This is a genomic window from Rhizobium sp. LCM 4573 (assembly GCF_001854865.1).
Taxonomy (GTDB): Bacteria; Pseudomonadota; Alphaproteobacteria; order Rhizobiales; family Rhizobiaceae; genus Neorhizobium.
Window position 1 is genome coordinate 260144 of sequence record NZ_MDDW01000026.1, and the last position, 16672, is coordinate 276815.

A 16672-nucleotide genomic window follows, 5' to 3' on the forward strand; every position below is an offset into this window, starting at 1 on the left:
TCAGTCGTCCATCCGGGCGTAGCGTTCCTCGAGCCAGCGCAGTCCGACGACCGAAACCAGGCTGACGGCGAGGAAGAAGACGCCAACCAGCGTCATCGGCTCGATATAGCGGTAATTGCTGTTGGCTATGCTCTTTGCCTGGTTCATCAGCTCCAGCACGGTGATGGCCGAAAGCAGCGGCGTTTCCTTGAACATCGCGATGAAGTAGTTGGCGAGCGCCGGGATCATCGGCGGCACCGCCTGCGGCAGCACGACGTGTATCCAGGCCTGCCGTGTGGTGAGATTGGCCGCCTTGGCCGCCTCCCACTGGCCGCGCGGCACGTTCTCGATACCGGCGCGGTAAACCTCCGCGGTATAGGTTGCGTAGTGCAGTCCGATGCCGATGACGCCTGCCACCAATGGCGGCAGTCTTATGCCGATGTCCGGCAGCACGTAGAAGATGAAATAGAGCTGCACCAGAAGCGGCGTTCCGCGGATGAATTCGCAGATGAAGCCCACCGTGCGCGAAATCGCGGTAACCGGCGAACGCCGGGCGATCGCGATGGCGAGGCCCAGCACCGCAGCCACCGCCGCACCGAGAACGGTGGCCAGAATGGTGATCTTGAACCCTTCGAGGAGGGTCGGCATGATCTGCCAGACGAATTCCCAGTCCCATTCCATCGTCAGGTCCTCACGCCATCGAGGCTGCGGCTCATGCGCCGCTCCAGCCAGCGCATCCCAATCGAGATCGCCCAAGCCATTGCGAAATAGAGGATGAGGATCGTCGTGAACGGGATGAGCGTATTGCCGGTCTGGGCGCGTACGACCTGCGCCTGAAACGTCAGGTCCGTCAGCGAAATGAGCGACACGACAGCCGTTCCTTTCAGAAGCTCGATGGCATTGTTACAAAAGGTCGGCAGCATCAGAGGAAGCGCCTGGGGAAGAATGACATGGCGCATACGCTGATAGCGGGAGAGGTTGAGCGCCACGCATGCTTCCGTCTGCTCACGCCCCACCGCCTTGACCGCCCCGCGCACCACCTCGGCTGCATAGGCCCCGACATTGAGGCCGAGCGCCAGCACGCCCGCCTGCAGCGGCGTCAAAGTGAGCCCCGCAAACGGCAGCACGAAATAGACCCAGAAGAGCTGCACGAAGATCGAGGTGCCACGGAAGAATTCGATGTAGGTAGTGGCAAGCGCCCGCACGACGAAGAAGCGCGACAGGCGCCCAAGTCCGGCGAGGAAAGCCATCACCAATGCGAGAGCCGACCCCATGACGGTCAACTGCAGCGTCACCAGCGCGCCTTCCAGGATCAGCGTCAAATAGCCTGACCAGTCGATCATCGGGTCCGAATTCCTAGCCTTCTGATGGGATCGCTCTCATCCGCCTACCGGAACCTTTCCCCGCTCACGGGGAAGGTCGATGGCAACATCGCTGGGGACATCCAGCCTTCCCTCTCCCCGTTTGTGAAGAGAGGGACAGGGTGAGAGACAACTTACTGCGCCGCTGCGCACTGCTTCTCGCGATTGGTCGATATCGCAGCAGCAGCCGAGAAGCCGTAAGGCTCAACGATCTTGGCGAACTCGCCCGATTCCTTCAGCTTCTTCAGTTCGACGTCGAAGGCATCGCGAAGCGCCACGTCCTGCTTGCGGAAGGCCGCGCCGTCGCAATAGACCGGAGCACCCTGGACCGGAGCCACGACCTCGAGGTTCGGGTCGTTCGCCTTGCTCATCAGATCGTGGATCGAGAGGACCGGCAGCGAATAGACGTCGATGCGGCCGTCCTGCAGCATCTTGATGCCGCTCTGGCCATCCGGCACGACGATGACGCGATCGCGCGGAACGCCGGCTTCAAGCGCGAGCTTTTCTTCCGTGCCGCCGCCCGGAGCGCCGATCCTGGCGTTCGGGTTGTCGGCGATGTCCTTATAGCTTGCGAACTTCATCGGATTGCCCTTCTTGACGGCGAAGGCTTCGGCGTCGCAGAGGACCGGCTCGGAATAGGCGACCGCATTGCAGCGTTCCGGCTTCATGAAGAGGCCGGCGGTGATGACGTCGTGACGGCCGGCCTGCAGACCGGGGATCATCGCGCCGTATTCCGAGATCGATGCCACGACGTCCTTGACGCCGAGGCGCTCGAAAATGACGCGGGCCACATCCGGAGCAGCACCTGAAACCTTGCCGTCGGCGCCGACAGCGGTATAGGGCGGTTCGTTGGCGATAGCGATCCGGGCGAACCCCTGCTCCTTTAGTTCCTCCAGATCCGCGGCGGATGCTGACATGCCGCCCGCGACAGACATAAGCGCCGCAAGGCTTGCGGCTGCGAGAAATCCTGTTTTCATGGTTCCCAATTCTCCTCTGGTTTTTTCCCGTTTATTTGTTTGGGCGATGTCGCCGCATCGCGGTCAGACGCGGTGCCCCGCCGCTATGATCTTGCGCAGGAAGGTCTGCGTGCGCTCCTGCCTGGGATTGCGGAAAATCTCTTGCGGTCTGCCCTCCTCGACGATCTTGCCGCGATCGAAGAACAGCACGCGGTCGGCGAAATCGCTGGCAAAACCCATCTCGTGGGTGACGAGCAGCATGGTCATATCCGTCTCGGCGGCAAGCCGCTTCATGACGTTCAAGACCTCCTCCACCAGCTCAGGATCGAGCGCCGAGGTCACTTCGTCGAACAGCATGATCTTGGGAGACAGCGCCAATGCACGGGCGATTGCGACGCGCTGCTTCTGGCCGCCGGAAAGCTGGGCCGGCACGGACTTGGCCTTGTCGGCCATGCCGACCATGTCGAGAAGCTCCATCGCCCGTTTTTCGGCATCGGCCTTTTTCACGCCCTGCGTCAGGATCGGCGCCAGCGTCACGTTGTCGAGCACGCATTTGTGCGGAAACAGATTGAAGTGCTGGAAGACCATGCCGATCTTCTTGCGCATGCGGTGCAGGTGAGCTTCGTCAGCCGGCGCCAGGTCGGCGCCCTTCTTCATATGATAGAGCTGCTCGCCGTCGACCTCGATATGGCCGCCGCTGATCGTTTCCAGCGTCATCAAAATACGCAGGATCGTCGTCTTGCCCGAACCCGAGGGACCGATCAGCGCCAGCTTCTCGCCGGGCATGACATCCATCGACAGGCCGTCGAGGACGGTCAGCGGACCGTATCTCTTCACGATGTTGTCGATGCGGATAATGGGCGACGCCATTCATGTCTCTCCCTGTTGAGACAAGCAATGGTCTAACGATGACGGCGCCAGGAAATCATGTCAATTCGGAAAATAATATCATGACAATATTTGTAAGCCTGCCCATTCGGCAGGCGTTTGCCTCAAATCGCAAGCAGCAATGCCTCGGGATTTCCCTGTGCAAGCGAAGCGACAACACCGAGCCCGGTTCTCAGATCGGCTTCGGTCGTGGAGCCGAGCGAAATACGGACGGCCGAGGCCCCAGCCTGGCCGGCGGTGCGGAAGGAGGTTCCCGGCGCGATGGCAACGCCGCGCAGCCTTGCCTGCGACACAAAACCTTCCTCGGTGTGCGGATCGGCAAGCGGCAACCAGACATGCAGGCTTTGGGGATGTGAATAGTAGCGCAGCCCTGCAAGTGTTTCCTGAGCAATGGCGTGGCGGCTGGCCAGAGCCCGGCGCTGCCATTCGACCAGCGCCGTGGCGGTACCGTCGCTCACCCAGTGCGTGGCGATCTCGGCGATCGCCGGGGTCGCCATCCAGTTCGACACCAGATGTCGGTTGGCGACGGCTGCCACATAGCGGTCCGGCGCTACGAGGTAGCCGATGCGCAGGCCGGGAACAGTAATTTTGGTGAAGCTGGTGATATAGAGCGTGCGTTCCGGCGCATACGCCGCCAGCGGCGGCGACCGGTCGATGACCAAGGGGCCGAGAATATCGTTCTCGATGATTGCGATGTCGTGTTTCCTGGCGACTTCGGCAAGTGCCACGCGGCGATCCGCGCTCATCAAGGTTGCTCTCGGATTGATCACCGAGGGCTGGAGGAAAACTGCCCGGATCGGGCTTGTGCGGCAAGCCTCATCCAGCGCCTCGGGGATCATACCCTCGTCGTCGATCGGCAGGCCTTCAAGGTGGATGCCCAGGTAGGTGGAAAGCGGCACGAGCGTATGATGGCTGATGGCCTCGGCCGCAACGATCGATCCGGGCGGGGCGACGCTCATCAAAGCCACCGTCATGCCGGAGGTCGCGCCATTGGTGAGGCTGACATTGAGCGGCGAAACCTGCAGCCCGCAATGGGAGAGCCACTCGGCGCCGATTGCCCTGTGACGCGGAAACACCATGTTCGGCCGGAAGGACAGGGCCGAACTCGGCGGCAGGTTCTCCGAAAGCCAGCTGAAGGCCTCGCGCATCTTCTCCAGATGAAAATGTTCGCAGACGGGCTTCAGGATCGAGAGGTCGATGACCTCGCCCAGCCTTTCGGGGAGATAGGGTGGCTCCGGCTCGCGCGGGCGCGTCTGCACAAAGCTGCCTCGGCCGATCTCCCCTGAAATCAGCCCCCGGCGGATGAGATCGTCATAGGCACGACTGACCGTCTGGACCGAAAGATCGAGATCGTCGGCCATTCGACGATGCGTCGGCAGTTTCGTCCCATTGGCGAGCTTGCCGTCCTGGATCGCACGCGCGATCTGCTCGGCGAGCGAAAGATAGGCCGGGCGGCGGAGCTGGGATGGATCGGGGCGCCAACTTGTCATGATCTCGACTGTGCTTAAAATCAGTTCAATTGACAATGGCAAAACGAGTTTTCATTGTCGTTCTCAACAAAGCACGACAAGGCACCCGATGAAGCTCGACGCTATCGATCTGAAAATCCTGGAGGCGGTCCAGAGCGACGGCCGCATCACCAAGCTGGCGCTCGCCGACAAGGTCGGGCTGTCGCCGACACCCTGCTGGATGCGCCTGCGCAAACTGGAAAAAGCCGGCATCGTCGCGGGCTATCATGCGCGTCTTTCGCCGCGGAAGATCGCGCCGATCGCCAGCGTCATGGTGGAGATCACGCTCGCCAACCATCGCCAGGGTGATTTCGAGCGGTTTGAGCGCACCGTGGCCGCCATTCCCGAGATTACCGCATGCTGGTCGGTCGGCGGCGGCGTCGACTATATCGCCAAAGTCGTGACCGTCGACATTGACGCCTATCAGCGCCTGATCGACGGACTTTTGGACCGGGAGCTCGGCATCGAGCGCTATTTTACCTATATCGTCACCAAGACCGTGAAGGAGGAGGCTGGCGTACCGGTTTCGGCACTGTTTTCGGCAAGTGACGACGATAGACAGTCTCTCCGGGCAGGCCCACGAGTTTAGACAATCTCTCTATTTCCACCCCGTGGAATGGACAATCTCTCGCTTGAGATCGGGCCACACTTGGCACGCCCCTGAAGGAGGAGTTGGCCATGACCGCAATTTTCGCACGACCCGCCTTTCATGACGCCCTGACGCGCCTTTCCGACCGCCATCTCCTGCGTGATCTTGCCTATGTGAACGGCCGTTGGGTGGCAAGCTGCGAAGGTCGAAGCTTTCAGGTCACCGATCCCGCAACCTCCGCAACGCTCGCCTGGGTGGCAAGCCTTGGAGCAGATGAGACCCGCGTCGCTGTCGACGCCGCGGCGGCAGCTTTCCCTGCTTGGCGTTCGAAACTGCCGCAGGAACGCGCCGCGATCCTGAAAGAATGGCACCGGCTGATGCTCGGCGCCAAGGAAGACCTCGCGCTCCTGATGACGCTCGAACAGGGCAAGCCGCTTGCCGAGGCGCGCGGAGAGATCGATTATGCGGCCTCCTTCATCGAGTGGTATGCGGAGGAAGGCAAGCGGGTGAATGCGGAAAGCGTCACCAGCCATCTTCCTGGCGCGGAAATGATCGTGCGGCGTGAGCCGCTTGGCGTCATCGGCATCGCAACACCCTGGAACTTCCCTTCCGCCATGGTGACCCGCAAGGCGGCCGCGGCACTGGCTGCCTGCTGCACGGTCGTTGCCCATCCCTCTTCAGAGACACCGCTTTCCGCGCTCGCGCTTGCCGAACTGGCCGAGCGTGCCGGAATGCCGGCCGGCGTCTTCAATGTGGTGACGGGTGATGCCGCAACCATTGTCGGCAGGCTCTGCGAGGACGCGCGGGTCCGGGCCATGAGCTTTACCGGCTCGACCGAGATCGGCCGCCTGATTGCCGCACAATGCGCGCCGACGATGAAGCATCTGGTGATGGAGCTCGGCGGACATGCGCCACTTATCGTCTTCGAGGATGCGGACATCGACAAGGCAGCCGATATCGCGATCGCCGCCAAGTTCGCGACCTCGGGACAGGACTGTCTCGCGGCCAATCGGATTTTCGTGCAGCGGTCGATTCTCGAAGCCTTCAACGCGGCTTTCGACAAACGGATCGCCACCCTCAAGGTCAGCAACGGGTTGACGGAAACTGCGGACATCGGACCGCTGATGCACGAGCGCGCGATTATGAAGGTAGAGGCGCAGGTAAAGGACGCACTCGATCGAGGCGCAAGGCTGGTTGCCGGCGGCAAGCGTCATGGAGCCGGCCCGCTCTTCTACGAACCGACGCTGATCGTCGATGTGCCGCAAGATGCGGACATCATGCGCGAGGAGACATTCGGACCGGTCGCGGCCGTTACCGCCTTCGACACCGAGGAAGAGGTCATCGCGCGCGCCAACGACACCGAATACGGCCTGGTCGCCTATGTCGTCACCCAAAACGGCGCGCGCCAGATGCGCCTCGGTCGCGCCCTCGAATACGGAATGGTCGCCATCAACCGGGTGAAGATCACCGGCGGGCCGATCCCCTTCGGGGGCTGGAAACAGTCCGGCCTCGGACGGGAGGGCTCCCGCCAGGGCATCGAGGCCTTCACCGAGCTCAAATACCTCTGCATCGACACCGCAGGCTGAACGCATTCATGAAAGGACATGCCATGCTCGAGAGAAACAACGAACTCACCGCCTGGGACCGGGACCATTTCTTCCATCCGTCGACCCATATGGGCATGCATGCGCGCGGCGAGACGCCGACGCGGGTGATCGGCAGCGGCGAAGGTGTCTACATCACCGACAGGAGCGGCCGCACCAGCCTCGATGCCTTTGCCGGCCTCTACTGCGTCAATGTCGGCTACGGCCGCCAGAAGATCGCCGATGCCATCGCCGAACAGGCGCGGGATCTTGCCTATTACCATGCCTATGTCGGCCACGGCACGGAAGCTTCCATCACGCTTGCCAAGATGATCATCGACCGGGCTCCGGCAGGCATGAGCCGGGTCTATTTCGGGCTTTCCGGCTCGGACGCCAACGAGACCAACATCAAGCTCATCTGGTACTACAACAACATCCTCGGGCGGCCGGAGAAGAAGAAGATCATCTCGCGCTGGCGCGGCTATCACGGCTCCGGCGTGATGACCGGCAGCCTCACCGGGCTTGAACTTTTCCACAAGGCCTTCGACCTGCCGCGCGTGCCGGTCCTCCATACCGAAGCCCCCTATTATTTCCGCCGCCCCGACCGCTCCATGAGCGAGGAACAATTCTCCCAATATTGCGCCGACAAGCTGGAAGAGCTGATCCTGGCGGAAGGCCCGGAGACCATCGCGGCCTTCATTGGCGAACCGATCCTCGGCACTGGCGGCATCGTACCACCGCCGAAGGGCTATTGGGAAAAGATCCAGGCGGTGCTCGAAAAATACGACATCCTGCTCGTCGCCGACGAGGTCGTAACCGGCTTCGGCCGGCTCGGCACGATGTTCGGCTCCGATCACTACGGCATGAAGCCGGATCTCATCACCATCGCCAAGGGTCTGACCTCGGCCTACGCGCCGCTTTCCGGCACGATCGTTTCGGAGAAATTCTGGCACGTGCTCGTGCAGGGTTCCGACGAGCTTGGCGCAATCGGCCACGGCTGGACCTATTCCTCGCATCCGATCTGCGCGGCAGCCGGCATTGCGAACCTCGAGCTCATCGACGAGATGAACCTCGTGGAGAATGCCGGCGAGACCGGGGCCTATATCCGCGCTGAGCTGGCCAAAGCCGTTGGAGACCACAAGCATGTCGGCGAGGTACGCGGCGATGGCTTGATGGCGGCGGTGGAATTCGTCGAAGACAAGGACGACCGCCGGTTCTTCGATCCCGCGCTCAAGATCGGCCCGCAGATCGCAACGGCATTGCTCGAACGCGGAGTCATCGGCCGGGCGATGCCTCAGGGCGATATCCTCGGCTTTGCGCCGCCGCTCTGCCTCACCCGCGAGGAAGCCGATATCGTGGTGAAGGCCACGGCCGACGCGATCGACCGCGTCTTCGCAAACCGCTGACGAGGGCCTCCTGATGAACTCGACACCCGATACGATGGCGGCCGTTTTGCTGACCGGCCATGGCGGATTGGATAAGCTCGTGTACCGGCAGGACGTGCCGGTGCCGAAACCGGCAGCCGGTGAGGTGCTGATCCGTGTTACGGCCTGCGGCATGAACAATACCGATGTCTGGGTACGCCAGGGCGCCTATGGCACGGAAGACGATCCCGGCGCCGTCTCCACATGGCGGCGGCAGGGCAATACCCTCACGTTTCCGCGCATTCAGGGCACCGATACCGTGGGTCGCGTGGTCGCAGTCGGCGATGGCGTCGATCCTTCACGCATCGGCGAGCGGGTGATGGTCGATTTCTCCATTTACAACCGCGACGACGACAGCCTGGCGGACATCGATTACATGGGTCATGGCCGAGACGGCGGCTATGCCGAGTATATGGTGCTGCCTGGCGAGAACGCTCATGTGGTCGAGACCGGCATGAGCGATGTCGAGCTTGCGACCTTCTGCTGCGCTTATCTCACTGGCGAGCGAATGCTGGAAAGGGCGAGACTTGCCGCCGGTGAACGGGTGCTCGTCACTGGCGCATCCGGGGGTGTCGGTTCGGCCATTATCCAGCTTGCCCGCGCTCGCGGCGCCATCCCGATCTCAATCGTCGGCTCCGGCAAGGAGGAAGCGGTGCTCGAGATTGGCGCGGAAGCCGTCATCACGCGCGGCAAGGGCGATCTGGTGGAAGCCGTGGCTGAAGCGACGGGCGGCGCCCCGATCGACGTGGTCGCGGATCTGGTGGCCGGCCCGATGTTCAACGATCTCCTGAAGATCCTCCGTCCGGAAGGACGTTACACGACGGCAGGCGCGATCGCCGGACCGGTCGTGCAGCTCRATTTGAGAACCATGTATCTGAAGCAACTCGAGCTGCACGGCTCCAGCCAGGGAAGCCGCGCCGATTTCCGCCGGCTCGTAGGTTATATCGAGAGCGGCAAGATCCGCCCGCTCGTCGGAGGTACCTACAGGCTTTCGGATTTCCACCGGGCCCAAAGCGACTTCATGGCCAAGAACTTCGTCGGAAAGCTTGTCGTGGTTCCGGACGCGATGGCGAGTGAAAGTTCCATCTGCGCATAGCCAGGCATTGCGGCGATGCGCATCAATCCCTTGAGCGCCACGCATTGGCGGCGATCGGCAGGAGGATCGACGAAAAGATGAGCAATGCTCCCACCCAAGTACTCAGGCCCGCAAGCTCGCCAAAGAAAAGCCAGCCGAGCCCGGCTACAAATGGCAGCCTCAGGAAGTCGATGGGCGCAACCCGCGACGCGTCGGTCAACGAGAACGCTTTCGTCATGAGCGACATATTGAGAGCGCCGAGCGCGCCTTGAAGCCCCAGCAAGCCGAAATTCTGAAGGCTCGGCGTTTCCCAGACAAACAGCGCCGGTACTACTGCAATAGGCACCGTAACAATCAGATTCCAGGCGACGAGACTCTCGACCGGATCACGGTCGGACATTCTTTTCAACATCAGTTGCACAAGGGCCTGCAGCCCCGCAGCCAAGACGGCAAGGAAAAGTGCCGAGGAGACGCTACCGCTTGGTCCGATAATGATCAAGGCGCCGAGAAAGGAGGTAAGGATCGCGGTGATCCGGGCGATGGTGAGCTTTTCGTTCAACATCAACCAGGCGCCGAGCGTGACAAAGATCGGGGCGGTGAACATGATCGCCATGACATCGGCGAGCGGGGCAGCGGCAAAGGCTGCAAATCCACACACAAGCGACATGAGCTTGAGGGCAGCCCGACTGACATGTTGAAAGCGATAGCTCGTCTTGAGGAGGCCAGGTCGCGCGAGGACCCACGGCAAGATGGCGGCCAAACCCCACACCGCCCTGAAGAAGCCGATAACGAAGGGATGCACGTCACCGGCGATAAGGCGCACGATGACGGCGTCGATCGCTGCAAGCCCCGCGGCAATGGCTGCAAAGGTCACCGCCAGAAACGGGGAAGAATTCCCCGTAAGTCGGGCCCTCAAACGAGCCATGGGAAGGGATAGCCCAAGGACACAAGGACCAGTTTCATCTCAGCGCCCCCTTCCTGGAGAGTTTGGTCAGTGCGCGCTCCCGTGGAACGTCCGGCTTACGCACGCGCTAGCTTCAGGTGATCGGCTGCCACGCGGTCGAGATGGTTGAGGTCGGACGATATGGTGGCGAACGTGTATCGTTCGGCAAGCCGCCTTGCTGCGACATCACCCGCAGGAGTATGAATGCCGGCTGCGATGCCGGCTTTGGCGGCCACGTCGGCGATGCGCTTCAGCGCAGCTTCAAATTCGCCAGTTTTTTCCGGATCCGTGACTGTTCGGCCGCCCAGCGCCAGCATCAGGTCGGCCGGCCCGACATAGATGCCGTCCACACCATCCACAGAGCAGATTTCCTCAAGGTTTTTGAGACCCTCTTCGGTCTCTACCATGACGACGCAGGCAACCTCGTCGTTCATCCTACCCGTTTCCGGTCCGGAACGAAGCCCCGCGCGCATAGGCCCATAGGAGCGCAGGCCCGAGGGCGGAAAACGGCAGGCACGGACGGCGGCGCGCGCCTCATCGGCGGTATCGATCAGGGGCACGATGACACCTTGAGCACCGGCATCGAGAGCCTGGCCGATCAGGGCCACGTTGTTTGCCGCCACACGAACCAATCCGGCGCAATCGTTCTTGCCGAGTGCGGCTCCCGCGTCGATGGCGATCAGCCCATTGAGAATTGCCTGGTAATCCAGAAATCCATGCTGCGCATCGAAACAGACATAGTCATAGCCATGGCGCGCAATCCGCTCCTGCACCGCCGGCACGGGAAGCTGAGTCCAATAACCGACGATCCGCTCGCGGTTTCTGAGCCTTGCCGCGAAACTCATGCCGCGGCCCTGCGCTGCCGGTTGGTGGCAAGGCGTGCGGCGTAGCCGAGCGCGGCCAGCATGTTCACATGATTGGCTTTGCCGGTCCCTGCGATGTCAAAGGCCGTCCCATGATCGACCGAGGTCCGGTCGATCGGAAGGCCGAGCGAAACGTTGACGGCACTGTCGAAGGCGACGAGCTTTATCGGAATATGGYCTTGATCGTGGTATTGCGCGATCACGAGGTCGAAAGCGCCTTGATAGGCGCGGTGGTAGACCGTATCCGCCGAGATCGGCCCCACCACATTGATGCCTTCCGCAATTGCCGCCTCGACTCCGGGACGAATGAAATCGTCGTCCTCGGTCCCGAACAGGCCGCTCTCGCCGCAATGGGGGTTGATGCCGGCGACGGCAATTCGCGGATTGTCGTAACCCATCCGTTTCAGATGCTCATGCCCGGTGCGGATGGTCGCCAGAATGCGTTCCGGCTTTGCGCGCTCGATCGCGGTTCGGAGCGAAACATGGGTGGAGACGTGAATGACCTTCAAGCGCTCCGACGCAAGCAGCATCCAGGAGGACTTGGAACCGGTCAGCGCCGCCAGCATGCCCGTATGCCCATCATAGTGATGGCCCGCAGCATTGAGCGCTTCCTTGTTGATGGGGGCCGTCACGATGCCGGCAGCCTCCCCTGCCCCGGCCATGCGGACCGCCGCCTCGATATAGCGGAAGCTTGCCTCGCCGCATCGGGGGGAAAGAACCCCGAATTCACCCGGAAGCCCTTCCACCGGGATGTGGCGAAGCGCCAGACTGCCGGAGGCACCGGCCGTGCCGTGCCGATGAAAGACAAGATCGACGCCGCAGACCTTGGCCGCGCGCTCCATGGTGTCGGCGTCGCCAATGACGAGAAAGCCGCCCCTCTTGTCTACCGGAATATCGGCGATTGCCTTGACGATGACTTCGGCACCTACGCCCGAAGGATCTCCCATCGTGATGGCGATCGGGACGCGTGACATATCCTGGGTCATGATACTCCTCCTATTATCCTTCCTATTGGCAGCAGCCTATTTAATTTGTCAACTTTTTAATGGATGAAAATTTTGGGTCGGCACATAAAAATTCCTCCGTAATCAAAAGGCTTTCTCAATCGAGGATTTCCCTTTAAGATTGGGAGACAAGTATTTTATGTTTACATGTTTACCTGCATGGAGGAACCGGAGGCGTGCTCGCGCTCATCGTTGCAGACGACCTGACAGGAGCCTTGGATTCCGCAGCGATGTTTGCGGCCCGCGGCATGCGCTGTTGCGTTCTTCGGCATCCGGAAGCCTTGGCCGCGGCCGACTTGTCCGATATCGATGTCTGCGCCGTTAGCACCGGTTCGCGGGAAAGTGGTCGAAAACAGGCGCAGGATGCTATCGCCGCGGTTCTTGCGGCGCTCGAACCTCCCTTGCCGGATTACATCTTCAAGAAGGTGGATTCCCGCCTGAAGGGTCACGTCGGGCTGGAAGCCCGCCTGCTGGCCGAGGGCACCGACCGAACCCGCCTTCTCGTTTCGCCGGCCATTCCGGAGATGGGGCGGTTCGTTGCCGATGGATACTTGACGGGAATGGGTGTCGTTGAGCCCATCGCCGTGGCTTCCCGCTTTGCCGAAACGGGAATGGCCCTGACCATTCCTGACGCAAAGACTGACGCGGATCTCGATCATTGTGGCGCTGCGAACTTTGAGACGACACTATTCGTTGGCGCGCGCGGGCTCGCCGCCGCTTTGGCGCGGCGCCTAAAACCGCAAGGCAACGCAAGATTGAAAATCCGGCTTCCGCGTCCGGCGCTGTTTGCCATCGGCTCGCGGGACCCCATCACCGAAATCCAGGTCGAAAGGCTCCGCTCGGAGCTGGACGCCGGATTCCTGATCGCCGAGAACGGACGAGTGATGGAGGAAGCAGAGCTCCTGTCGGACCTGACCATCGTGAAAATGACCGCGGGAAAAGCCGCCGTTGCGGCCGATCTCGCGGGCGGCTTATTCGCCGATGGAGTTTCCGCTCTCATCGAGAGGGGGCAACCTGCAACCCTGCTCGCCTGCGGCGGGGAAACCGCCAACGCGCTTCTGGAGCGCCTCGGCGTGGAGCGGCTCGAGGTTCTTGGCGAAATTCTTCCCGGCGTTCCCCTTTCGAGTGCCGTCCTCTGTGGCAAAGCCACGAGAATTATTACAAAATCCGGCGGGTTCGGAGATGCCGATACCCTTCTCCGATTGGCATCTTCCCTAGAATCGTCGGAAGATATTCCCACGGCAGCTGAAAGCGAACCATGACGACCACTTCGCAAGAACGCGCAGAGAAACCGGAGCGGACAAAACACCGTTCGTCGCTCGGCGATCGCATCTATCACCTCCTCTACAGCCGGATCGTCAATGGCGAGTATCCGGCCAACCAGAAGCTGCCGCCGGAACTCGCTCTTGCTGAAGAGTTCGGCGTTTCCCGACCGGTTCTTCGCAATGCCTTGGAGCGCTTGCGCGAGGAAGGCCTGCTTTATTCGCGCCAGGGGGCCGGCAGCTACGTGCGCCAACCCCAACAGGCGGCGCTCGGCTTTGCGCGCGTCGAAACCATCGCCGATATTCAGCGCTGTTACGAATTCCGCATCACCATCGAGACGGATTCCGCCTATCATGCAGCACTTCGTCACAACCGTGAGGCGCTACATGAGATCAAAGGGGCGCTTGATCTGCTCGATGCCGCAACCGGCTCGTTCAAGCATCGCGAGGATGCCGATTATGCCTTTCACATGGCGGTCGTTCGTGCATCCAACAACCATTTCTACGAAACCTCGCTGCGGGCTTTGCGCGAGCACATCCAGGTCGGCATGAAGATGCACGGGCAGTCGCTGATGTCCGACGGACCCCGCGGGCTTGAGCGGGCCTATGCCGAGCACAGCGCCATTTACGAGGCCATCCGCTCCCGCGATGGCGTGGGCGCCAAGGAGGCGATGCGGCTGCACATCACCAACTCACGCGATCGGCTTTTCGGCGGAGGCATGATCAATCTTGCTATGGTCGATGATTAATAACGTCAAGGTGCCGACGATCTGAAATAACCTGTTACCGAGCATTGCACGCCGAATCCGGACCGGTCCCGACGCATTCCATTCCGTCGAGACCCGCTGCGCTTGGCATGGTGTCGTCATCATCATTGCTTGGCGCACTGGCGTAGCGGCCCGTGCCGCTACTCCATGCGTCCGCATCGGCACGGGTGTCATCGCGGATCTTCTGGACACGCCTGTCCCAGGCAGCGTCATCGGCCGTTTGCCTTGCCTGCTGCTGACGTTCCGCTGCCGCTTGCCTGTCTTTGTCGGCCGATCGCGCAGCTGCAGCCGTGTTCATGCAATTGGCCATAGCATTCGAACCGGGCGTAAAGCCAGCCGCCGCGCAACCCTGGGCGTCATTCTGCAGGTCTCGAGCCCGTTGTTCCTCAGGGCTCCGGCAGGCGGCAAGAGCGACGGCGAGAACGGCAGTCCAACCAGCCAGCCCTGGACGGCCAAGGTTAACAAGACCGATCATCGGCTGGCCCCTTCCTGGATGGTGATGACCTTCACGTCGAAGTTGCTGCAGGCATTATCGTGGCAGATGCCGTTCACCCAGACCTGGCCATCGCCGAACATGATCCCTTGGTAATTGACGGTGAGATCCTCGTACTTCTGATCGACGATCGCCTTGGTGATACCGGGCGTCATGATCCCGTCATAGTGCTCGATAAAGGCCTTTGCCGATTTTATGTTGGTTTCCTTTCCACGGACTTTGACACCGATCGGATAGCTTACGAGGGCCGCAACGCCTGGCGCATCATGGGCGGCGACGGCCTTTTGCAGCGCCTTGATGACCGTTTCATATTTGGTGTGGTCCCCCAAGCTCTCGTCGATCGACTGGTTGACAGTCTTTTCCTGAGAGGCCGCGCCACCGCCGAAAGCGACGAGACCCATCATGACACAAAACGTGCGAAGACTTTTGCGATCCATTAGCGCTCCCTCACCTTAAACAACGAAACGTTTCCAGTTGCCGGGCCCCGACAAGAACTGTCTCTACAATTTCGTGTATAAGCCTGTTTTCATTTGCATCCTAGTTCCCGCACGAGGCAAGATGAATAATGCTTAAATCGACGGCTCCACTGTTTATGGCGATTACATGCGCCTTTTTGGCAAATACGGCAGATGCATCCGAGACCCGATGTGGATGGTATCAGATGCCGACTCCTGGAAATCTTTGGCTCACCGATCGTGAGGCGACCTGGAGCATAACTTCGCAAGGTCAGGCTACAGGCCCCGATGCGGTGGACGCAGAAAGAGCGCCGGATTTCGACAGCAGGCAGTTTGTCGAAACAAACGTGCCAGGCGCAGGCTATGGCTATGGCTGCGCCTGCCTACAGGTCGATACGGACGCTCGATCGCAACGCATCGTGAAAGTCTATTCAGGAAAAATTCGCCCTCTTTCCGCTTGCCGGAACGACAAGACCCTTCCAGCGCCGTAGGAAAAGCGGACGCTGACAAGATCGGTTGTCAAGCGGTCAGGGGACATCTTTCAGCAGATCATATTTCTTCAGGATATCACCGATTTTCCGGTCCTGCTCCGGATCCGGCAAAAGCGCGGGCTGGCGGCTTGCGCCGACGGAATTGTCCATCAGATAGAGTGCGCGCTTGACCAGTGCCGGGGGATAGCCGAGGCCGTAGAGATCCTTGCGGAAGCCGGCGAAAATCTCCTGCTGCCGCTGCGCTTCGGCAACATCACCGGCATTGAAAGCCCGGCTGATACTCGCGAGGACTTCAGGCATGACGTTACCGAGACYGGAAATGCAGCCCTTGGCGCCGTTCTGGAAGGACCAGAGCACCAGGTGATCTGGGCCGGAATAGACATCGAAACCCTGCACTTCCCGACCGACGGCGATGTAAGCCTCAAGCGTTTCCTGTGCGCCGCCGGAATCCTTGATGCCGGCTATATTGCCATGTGCGGCAAGCTTTCGCGCGGTCTCCGGCTCGATATGGTTCTGGGTTCGCGCCGGAATATCGTACAGATAGACCGGAGTCTCGACGGCATCGGCGACCGAGGAGAAATGCCGGATCAGGCCATCCTGGGTGCAAGCGATGAAAAATGGGGTAATGACAGCAATCCCATCCACGCCAATGCGGTCGAACTCCCTGGCGAGCAGCTTGGTTTCAAAGGTCGCCGGCATGCCGGCATTGACGATGACCTTGGCACGACCGGCTACCTCATCCATCACCTCCTCTGTCAGCTTGACCTTCTCCTCGAAAGTCAGGGCAGAGAAATCTCCATTGGTGCCCGCACACATGATGTTGTTGCCCGCGGCAACTTGCCGACGGACCTGGGCGCGCGTCGCTTCGAAGTTGATCGTTTCGTCGTCGTTGAAGCACGTGACGAGTGCAACGAAGGTTTCGCTATGAGCCATAGGATCTCCCCGATCAAACGCGCGGCCGCCAACTGCGGAAGGTTTTTCCGTTTCGACCGAACTGAAAATGAGGYGGTACCGACAATCCTGCCGGCCGC

General features: G+C 61.0%; 17 protein-coding genes. 7 read left to right on the forward strand and 10 right to left on the reverse strand.

The features are described from left to right. The 5 genes from ehuD to LCM4573_RS20350 form a co-directional block, all read right to left on the reverse strand. Positions 1 to 660, reverse strand: coding sequence for an ectoine/hydroxyectoine ABC transporter permease subunit EhuD (ehuD, locus tag LCM4573_RS20330; RefSeq protein WP_071008189.1), 660 nt, complete (start codon positions 658 to 660; stop codon positions 1 to 3). A gap of 2 nt (positions 661 to 662) precedes the next feature. After that, positions 663 to 1322: an ectoine/hydroxyectoine ABC transporter permease subunit EhuC gene (gene ehuC, locus LCM4573_RS20335; RefSeq protein WP_071008190.1), complete on the reverse strand. Its 660-nt coding sequence runs from the start codon at positions 1320 to 1322 to the stop codon at positions 663 to 665. A 152-nt stretch (positions 1323 to 1474) separates the two neighbouring features. After that, positions 1475 to 2317, reverse strand: a complete 843-nt coding sequence (ehuB, locus tag LCM4573_RS20340) for an ectoine/hydroxyectoine ABC transporter substrate-binding protein EhuB (protein ID WP_071008191.1) — start codon at positions 2315 to 2317, stop codon at positions 1475 to 1477. A gap of 63 nt (positions 2318 to 2380) precedes the next feature. After that, positions 2381 to 3166, reverse strand: coding sequence for an ectoine/hydroxyectoine ABC transporter ATP-binding protein EhuA (gene ehuA / locus LCM4573_RS20345; RefSeq protein WP_071008192.1), 786 nt, complete (start codon positions 3164 to 3166; stop codon positions 2381 to 2383). A gap of 122 nt (positions 3167 to 3288) precedes the next feature. Then, on the reverse strand, positions 3289 to 4674 hold the full coding sequence (locus LCM4573_RS20350) for a PLP-dependent aminotransferase family protein (protein WP_071008193.1): 1386 nt from the start codon (positions 4672 to 4674) through the stop codon (positions 3289 to 3291). A gap of 88 nt (positions 4675 to 4762) precedes the next feature. On the opposite strand from LCM4573_RS20350, the gene LCM4573_RS20355 reads away from it, so the two are divergent. From LCM4573_RS20355 to LCM4573_RS20370, 4 genes are all read left to right on the forward strand, one after another. Beyond that, positions 4763 to 5281 carry an Lrp/AsnC family transcriptional regulator gene (locus tag LCM4573_RS20355; protein ID WP_071008194.1) on the forward strand — a complete coding sequence of 173 codons (519 nt, stop codon included), beginning with the start codon at positions 4763 to 4765 and terminating at the stop codon, positions 5279 to 5281. 89 nt (positions 5282 to 5370) lie between these two features. Next, positions 5371 to 6867, forward strand: a complete 1497-nt coding sequence (locus LCM4573_RS20360; protein WP_071008195.1) for an NAD-dependent succinate-semialdehyde dehydrogenase — start codon at positions 5371 to 5373, stop codon at positions 6865 to 6867. Between the two features lie 23 nt (positions 6868 to 6890). Further along, positions 6891 to 8270 carry an aspartate aminotransferase family protein gene (locus LCM4573_RS20365; protein WP_071008196.1) on the forward strand — a complete coding sequence of 460 codons (1380 nt, stop codon included), beginning with the start codon at positions 6891 to 6893 and terminating at the stop codon, positions 8268 to 8270. 10 nt (positions 8271 to 8280) lie between these two features. Next, positions 8281 to 9384 (forward strand): alcohol dehydrogenase family protein, encoded by a 1104-nt coding sequence (locus LCM4573_RS20370; protein WP_116285626.1) that lies wholly within the window; start codon positions 8281 to 8283, stop codon positions 9382 to 9384. Positions 9385 to 9406: 22 nt separating this feature from the next. On the opposite strand, the gene LCM4573_RS20375 is transcribed toward LCM4573_RS20370, so the two are convergent. The 3 genes from LCM4573_RS20375 to pdxA form a co-directional block, all read right to left on the reverse strand. After that, positions 9407 to 10288, reverse strand: coding sequence for a DMT family transporter (locus tag LCM4573_RS20375; RefSeq protein ID WP_083347548.1), 882 nt, complete (start codon positions 10286 to 10288; stop codon positions 9407 to 9409). Between the two features lie 95 nt (positions 10289 to 10383). Further along, entirely contained in the window at positions 10384 to 11151 is a 768-nt protein-coding gene (locus LCM4573_RS20380) for an HpcH/HpaI aldolase/citrate lyase family protein (RefSeq protein WP_071008198.1), read from the reverse strand. Continuing rightward, the gene (pdxA, locus tag LCM4573_RS20385; RefSeq protein WP_244505373.1) at positions 11148 to 12155 is read right to left on the reverse strand and encodes a 4-hydroxythreonine-4-phosphate dehydrogenase PdxA; all 1008 of its coding nucleotides are present in this window, start codon (positions 12153 to 12155) and stop codon (positions 11148 to 11150) included. The genes LCM4573_RS20380 and pdxA overlap by 4 nt, the downstream gene beginning before the upstream one ends. A 194-nt stretch (positions 12156 to 12349) precedes the next feature. Between pdxA and LCM4573_RS20390 the strand changes: the two genes are divergently transcribed. Next, positions 12350 to 13435: a four-carbon acid sugar kinase family protein gene (locus tag LCM4573_RS20390; protein ID WP_083347549.1), complete on the forward strand. Its 1086-nt coding sequence runs from the start codon at positions 12350 to 12352 to the stop codon at positions 13433 to 13435. Beyond that, positions 13432 to 14184, forward strand: a complete 753-nt coding sequence (locus LCM4573_RS20395; protein WP_071008200.1) for a FadR/GntR family transcriptional regulator — start codon at positions 13432 to 13434, stop codon at positions 14182 to 14184. The genes LCM4573_RS20390 and LCM4573_RS20395 overlap by 4 nt, the downstream gene beginning before the upstream one ends. A gap of 489 nt (positions 14185 to 14673) precedes the next feature. Here the strand turns inward: LCM4573_RS20395 and LCM4573_RS20405 are convergent, their stop codons facing one another. Next, the gene (locus LCM4573_RS20405) at positions 14674 to 15132 is read right to left on the reverse strand and encodes a hypothetical protein (protein WP_071008202.1); all 459 of its coding nucleotides are present in this window, start codon (positions 15130 to 15132) and stop codon (positions 14674 to 14676) included. A gap of 128 nt (positions 15133 to 15260) precedes the next feature. Between LCM4573_RS20405 and LCM4573_RS27475 the strand changes: the two genes are divergently transcribed. Further along, the gene (locus LCM4573_RS27475; RefSeq protein ID WP_116285628.1) at positions 15261 to 15641 is read left to right on the forward strand and encodes a DUF4087 domain-containing protein; all 381 of its coding nucleotides are present in this window, start codon (positions 15261 to 15263) and stop codon (positions 15639 to 15641) included. 36 nt (positions 15642 to 15677) lie between these two features. On the opposite strand, the gene LCM4573_RS20410 is transcribed toward LCM4573_RS27475, so the two are convergent. Next, positions 15678 to 16574 (reverse strand): dihydrodipicolinate synthase family protein, encoded by an 897-nt coding sequence (locus LCM4573_RS20410; RefSeq protein ID WP_071008203.1) that lies wholly within the window; start codon positions 16572 to 16574, stop codon positions 15678 to 15680. Positions 16575 to 16672 lie beyond the last annotated feature (98 nt).

Excerpts from the sequence above, each read along its gene's own strand:
- LCM4573_RS20395 (WP_071008200.1), top strand. The coding sequence starts at position 13,432 with ATGACGACCACTTCGCAAGAACGCGCAGAGAAACCGGAGCGGACAAAA.
- LCM4573_RS20365 (WP_071008196.1), top strand. The coding sequence starts at position 6,891 with ATGCTCGAGAGAAACAACGAACTCACCGCCTGGGACCGGGACCATTTC.
- ehuA (WP_071008192.1), bottom strand. The coding sequence starts at position 3,166 with ATGGCGTCGCCCATTATCCGCATCGACAACATCGTGAAGAGATACGGT.
- LCM4573_RS20380 (WP_071008198.1), bottom strand. The coding sequence starts at position 11,151 with ATGAGTTTCGCGGCAAGGCTCAGAAACCGCGAGCGGATCGTCGGTTAT.
- LCM4573_RS20375 (WP_083347548.1), bottom strand. The coding sequence starts at position 10,288 with ATGGCTCGTTTGAGGGCCCGACTTACGGGGAATTCTTCCCCGTTTCTG.
- ehuD (WP_071008189.1), bottom strand. The coding sequence starts at position 660 with ATGGAATGGGACTGGGAATTCGTCTGGCAGATCATGCCGACCCTCCTC.
- ehuC (WP_071008190.1), bottom strand. The coding sequence starts at position 1,322 with ATGATCGACTGGTCAGGCTATTTGACGCTGATCCTGGAAGGCGCGCTG.
- LCM4573_RS20360 (WP_071008195.1), top strand. The coding sequence starts at position 5,371 with ATGACCGCAATTTTCGCACGACCCGCCTTTCATGACGCCCTGACGCGC.
- LCM4573_RS20350 (WP_071008193.1), bottom strand. The coding sequence starts at position 4,674 with ATGACAAGTTGGCGCCCCGATCCATCCCAGCTCCGCCGCCCGGCCTAT.
- LCM4573_RS20355 (WP_071008194.1), top strand. The coding sequence starts at position 4,763 with ATGAAGCTCGACGCTATCGATCTGAAAATCCTGGAGGCGGTCCAGAGC.
- LCM4573_RS27475 (WP_116285628.1), top strand. The coding sequence starts at position 15,261 with ATGCTTAAATCGACGGCTCCACTGTTTATGGCGATTACATGCGCCTTT.
- LCM4573_RS20405 (WP_071008202.1), bottom strand. The coding sequence starts at position 15,132 with ATGGATCGCAAAAGTCTTCGCACGTTTTGTGTCATGATGGGTCTCGTC.
- ehuB (WP_071008191.1), bottom strand. The coding sequence starts at position 2,317 with ATGAAAACAGGATTTCTCGCAGCCGCAAGCCTTGCGGCGCTTATGTCT.